Annotated in this window: 5 protein-coding genes; 4 read left to right on the forward strand and 1 reads right to left on the reverse strand. The window is 66.5% G+C overall.

Annotated features, from left to right (window positions below):
* The 4 genes from MSZK_RS28580 to MSZK_RS28595 form a co-directional block, all read left to right on the forward strand.
* A partial coding sequence (locus tag MSZK_RS28580; protein WP_371411407.1) for a hypothetical protein occupies window positions 1-846 on the forward strand: 846 nt, incomplete at its 5' end.
* A complete protein-coding gene (locus MSZK_RS28585) occupies window positions 843-1,955 on the forward strand; it encodes a tyrosine-type recombinase/integrase (RefSeq protein ID WP_061005889.1) in 1,113 nt (370 codons plus the stop codon). The genes MSZK_RS28580 and MSZK_RS28585, both read left to right, overlap by 4 nt.
* On the forward strand, window positions 1,942-3,951 hold the full coding sequence (locus MSZK_RS28590) for a tyrosine-type recombinase/integrase (protein ID WP_081664385.1): 2,010 nt from the start codon (window positions 1,942-1,944) through the stop codon (window positions 3,949-3,951). The genes MSZK_RS28585 and MSZK_RS28590 overlap by 14 nt, the downstream gene beginning before the upstream one ends.
* Window positions 3,948-4,367: a DUF6262 family protein gene (locus tag MSZK_RS28595; RefSeq protein ID WP_024452491.1), complete on the forward strand. Its 420-nt coding sequence runs from the start codon at window positions 3,948-3,950 to the stop codon at window positions 4,365-4,367. Before MSZK_RS28590 ends, MSZK_RS28595 begins: the two co-directional genes overlap by 4 nt.
* Before the next feature lie 374 nt (window positions 4,368-4,741).
* Here MSZK_RS28595 and MSZK_RS32510 read toward each other — a convergent pair.
* On the reverse strand, window positions 4,742-5,120 hold a 379-nt coding region (locus MSZK_RS32510; protein ID WP_371411408.1), incomplete at its 5' end, for a TetR family transcriptional regulator C-terminal domain-containing protein.

Genomic DNA, 5,120 nt, shown 5'->3' on the forward strand with positions numbered 1-5,120 from the left:
GGTACTCGCCTGCGTCATGTCTGTGCGAACACGGTGCTGATACGGCGTGGCGCACGGGAAAAACCTTACCACGGTCGGCACGATTCTAGGCAAGATTTTCAATCGGAAGGTGCAGTTGTGACGGCGCTCTTTGAGGATTGCGGCCCGCGGGACCGCGCGGTGTCGCGTAAAGAGGCAACTCGGTTGCTGCGGCAGGTCACGACCGGGGTAGGGGCGCTGCTCCTCGCCGCTGTCGATGACTGGAACGCCCTGTCCGAACGGCACGCAGCGCATCTGCGCACCGAACTGCACGGGCTGCTCCGCGGCTCACATGTCGCCGCCGTCACCTCGGCATGCACTGCGGTGTGGCTCAGCACGCAGGGAATGCACCCGCCCGGCCACATCGTGTCGAAGCCGCATCGGTGGCCGATGATCAGCAGCCACGGCAAGACCTACATGGCCATCCACCACAACGAGATGGAACCGACCAATGCCCGACGCACCGCGTTCTGCACCCAGGACTCCGAAACCCTGCGCCTGCTCGACGCCGAAACCTCTGGTCTGATAGGCAATCCGACGCATTGCGAATTGACTTGGGACTACGACCCTTACACCGACTCGCACATCCGCATGATCTGGGTCAGCGCCCCCAGCGTCGACTGGGACAGATTCGAGATTCCGATGGCGCGAGTTCAGGCCCAGCTCGCGTCATGGCGCAAACGGAAGATGAAATGGTTACCGGGCGCACTCCCGACCGATGTCAACACGGTGGCGCCCTTGCCGGCCCGCGACGCAGACGACCGTCTCCGGCCGGGTATCGATGTCCAGCCGCCGCAGCGCTCGAAGGACGCCGAGGACCGGCAGTGAGGGCCGCCCCGGTGACCGTGCACGGCCGGCCGTCGTGGACGGTGGTGGACGACCTCGGACTGCCGATCGATGAGATCGAGCAGTTCCTGCACTGGCTGCGGGCGGTGGGCCGGTCACAGAACACCGTCCGGTCCTACGCACGGCACCTGAGCCTGTTCTACCGCTGGCTGTCGACGCGCGGAATCCCTTGGGATGAAGTGGCATTCGACGGATTGTGTGACTTTGTCGGTGTTCTTTCGGTGGGCTTGCCACCGCTGCAGACCTGGCGTGGTAGCCGCTCAACGGCGACGGTGAAGGCGGTCAGCGCGGGTGTTCGCGAGTTCTACGAGTTCCACCGGGTCGAAGGCCGGGGACCGCTCGAGTTGGTGCTCACTCGCAACCCGTCGAGGCTGCCGCGCCGGGCGCACAGCTTCCTGGCACACATCGAGCAGCGGCGCCCCAGTGAGGTCTCCCGCCTGGTGAGGCGAGGCAAGTCCGCTGCTGAGACAGTCCAGGTCATCGACTTCGAGGCCGACTTCGCCCGGCTCCTGCAGGCAGCGTCAACAGGCCGCGACCGGCTGCTCCTGTCTGCCCTGTATGACCTGGGGCTGCGGGTGGGGCAAGCGTTGGGGCTGCGCCACGGCGACCTTGATCCGATGCGCCGGCGCGTCCAGGTCTGCCGCCGGAAAGACAATCAGAACGGGGCGTTGTCGAAGCAGCGAGCGCAGTTCACGGTGGAGGCGCCACGTCGCTTCTTCGACCTGTACGCCGCGTACCTGCTCGGCGAGATCGCCGATGTGGATAGCGATTACGTGTTCGTGAACCTGTCCCGGAATCCGCGGGGTGGCCCGCTGTCGTACTCCAACGCCTACCAGCTCGTGGAGCGCATCGGAGCGTCCGCGGGCATTGACGACCTGCATCCCCACATGCTGCGGCACACCCACGCCACGGCCCTGGCGAGGGCGGGCTGGACCGCTGCCGAGATCGCCGCCCGGCTCGGACAATCGCACGCCTCCAGCGCCGACGTGTACATCCATCTGGGTGGCGATGATCTCGCCGAAAGACTACGCCACACAGAGCATCTGGTGTGGCGGGCACCGCAGAACGGGGCCGGTGATGCCACGCCGTGAGTCCAGGAGCAGCTCCGCCCGCACCGTCCCGCAGCGGACCCTGCGGGTGCCCGACGGCCCGTGGTGCCAGCCGACATGGCAGGTGGTTGATGTCTCCGGCGATCGCCGCCGGCAGGCCGTGGAGCCGTGCGCCGTCGAGGATTGCGATGGCCCGCGGTACTGGCTGGGCGGCCCCCGCAGCACTTCCACCGTCACGTCCGGGCTCTGCTACGCGCACTACTTCCAATGGTTTCGCGCCGGCCAGCCGGCCGACTTCACCGCCTGGGCCGCAACCGAGTCGACACCGGTAGGACCGCCACGCGGCCGCCCGTCCAGCCAGATGGTCGACTTCCGGCGGCTCGCGCTCACCGCTGCCGACGAGGTCCGGTTCGTCGTGGCTACCAAGGTCGCCCGGGGCGACTGGACCTGCAACACCAGCCTGCGCCGCGTCCTGATGGTGCTGATCGATACAGCCGACGGCCGGATCACCGACTCGTTGACCGAACGACCCGTGCACGATTGGCTTCTGCTCTGCCGACAACATTGGCCACACGCCAGCTCCTTCGACACGCTGTGCGCACCGTACATCCGGAGCTTCTTTCGACTCCTCGACGGCGCAACCAACCCCGACCCGTGGACCGACGATCATTGGCACTGGCGAGATCAATTCGAGTTCGTCCTCGACGCCGCCCAATCAGGCTCGACGCACACCGCCGTCGACTGGTCGTCGGTGTCGGTGCCGTGGATGAGAGTAGCCGTTAAATCCCTTGCCCGACAACAACTCACTACCGCCACCCTGTCCTGGGGAACCCTGACCCAGTGGGTGCGCGCCTCCCGCCAACTCGCCCAATTCCTCACCCTCGACGGCACAGTGCCCGATCCGCCCGCGGTAACCCGGACGGTGTTCCTCGACTACCTCGCGTGGACCCGCCGCACCGACACCACCGCTGACGCCCGCCTGGCGAACACGGGCGCATACCTGCTGGAGTCGCTGCACGACACCGGGCTCGTCTCCGACCTGGGCTCATCGATGTTCCTGCGCCGCGGCGAGAACGTTCACCGCAAGACCCGCAATCCTCGGCCGTTCCCGGCGGATGTCATCGAGCGGGTCGACACCCTGATCGTCGACAACCCCGACACCGACCCCACCCTGCGGGCGATGATCGCCACCACCCGCTGGGCAGGATGCCGAATCTCCGAACTGGTCGCTCTCCCGCTCGACTGTCTGCATCACTCCGACGCAGGGCACTGGATCGAATACTGGATGACCAAAACCAGCGCGTGGCGCCGGTTCCCCATCCCGGACACCTTGGCTAGCGTGATTCTGGCGCAGCAGGCCCGGGTGCGAGACACCTACGGACCCGATGCCATCCACCTGTTTCCCGGGGCTCGATCAAGCGCCGCAGCCGGTCGCACCCAGCCCTGGTCCACCAGCGGCCTGCGGCACCGGCTTTCTGCCTTGTTCCGCGAACACGGAATCACCTCATCGACGATCACCGGCGAGCTGATCTCCGGCGGTGACGTCCACCGTTTCCGGCACACCGTCGGGATGACCCTGCTCAACAACGGATGGACCCAGCAGGAAGTCCGAGACTTCCTCGGCCATCAGAGCGACACCATGACCTCGACGTACGCCCGGATCACCGACGACACCCTCGCCCGCAAAGCGCGCGAATTCTGGGAGAACAAACCCGAGAACAGCTCAGAAGGCGACGCCGGTGTCGAACGGCTACGCGCACGATTGACCGCGGCGCTGCCCAACGGATTCTGCACACTGCCATCGACACAACGCTGCGAGTTCCGGCCCAATCCCTGCCTTGACTGCTCGTTTCACGACCCTGGCGGCCGCGTCTTCCTGGGTATCCACATTGCCCACCGCGACCAGCTGCAGCGCCTCGCGGCCGACGCTGCCGAGCGGGGCGACACCGCAGCGGCCGAGCTGAACACGACGATGCTCGACAAAGTCACCAAGCTGATCGGCGAAATCGATCCGGATGCCCCGCTGGAGACCTCATGACCGCCGACGACCGGGACCGCCGCACCGCCCGTCTTGCCCAGGCCGCCGCGGCCCGCACCACCGACGCGGCGGCCCGAGCCCGCAGGGCGATCACCAAACTGCACAACGCCGGGCAAACGATCACCTTCGTCTCGGTGGCCCGCGCCGCGGGGGTGTCGACCAGTTTTCTATATCAGCACCCCGCCCTGCGGCGCGAGATCGGCGAGCGGCGCAACCGTGCCGCCGACCAGCTCCCCACGCCCACAGCCGGTTCGGCGACAGTTGAGTCGTTGCGCACCAAACTTGCTGTGGCCATGCAACGTAACCGTGACCTCACCGAGGAGATCGCTGTTCTGCGCACCGAGAACGAGGCACTGCGGAGTCGACTGCTCGAACAGCGCTGCGCGCAATCACGATCAGCAGAACCTTCATCGTGACCAAACAGTCCATCGCCCGAAGAGGAGACGGCCCGGCGCCAGACCCGATAAACCCATACGCCCCTTACGAATTCGTCGGTCCCGGAATGACCCGACAGTTCTACCTCGACCAGCTCGCCGCGACCGGCTACACCGGCTGGTACGACGAAAACGGTGTCCCCGCGCCCTGGCCAAACAACTTCTGCGACCCCGGCGGCGATTGGCAACCAAATCCGGGGGCGTTTACAGCCAGAGACCGCCCCTTCTAGCCCCGTCGCCCGGACGACGATGGCGCGAAATTCGTGCCGCGAGCAGATGCTGGCTTGCGAGGTGGCGCTGGAACGACTCGCCAAGGGCATTCGAGAACCCCCAATAGGTCGTCCCTATCTCTCGGCTTATTCCCGTGCCGGTGGTTCGGGCCAGGCCTTGAGAGCTCGGTCGGCTACCTCGTGTAGCTCTTCTCTGGTGGCGCCGCTGCATGCCTGGATCGAAATACCTTGGCAAACGGCATGAATCCAGCGGGCGATGACTTGTGGGTCCACCCCGGGCAGCTCCCCTTCCTGCTGTGCCATGGCGAAGCGTTCGGTGAGCAGCTTCACTCCGGCGGCCCGGCGGTCAGCGAGATCGGCTTGAATCGGAGCCGCCTCCTCGCCCGCGGCGAGTGCTCCCTGCACCAGGAGGCACCCCCGGGGACTGGCAGGATCGGTGTAGGCATCCGCAGCGCCATGGGCCATCGCGTAGGCGATGCCCCAGGCGGTCGGCGCGGCCATGGCC

Source organism: Mycobacterium sp. shizuoka-1, from assembly GCF_002723835.1.
Taxonomy (GTDB): Bacteria; Actinomycetota; Actinomycetes; order Mycobacteriales; family Mycobacteriaceae; genus Mycobacterium.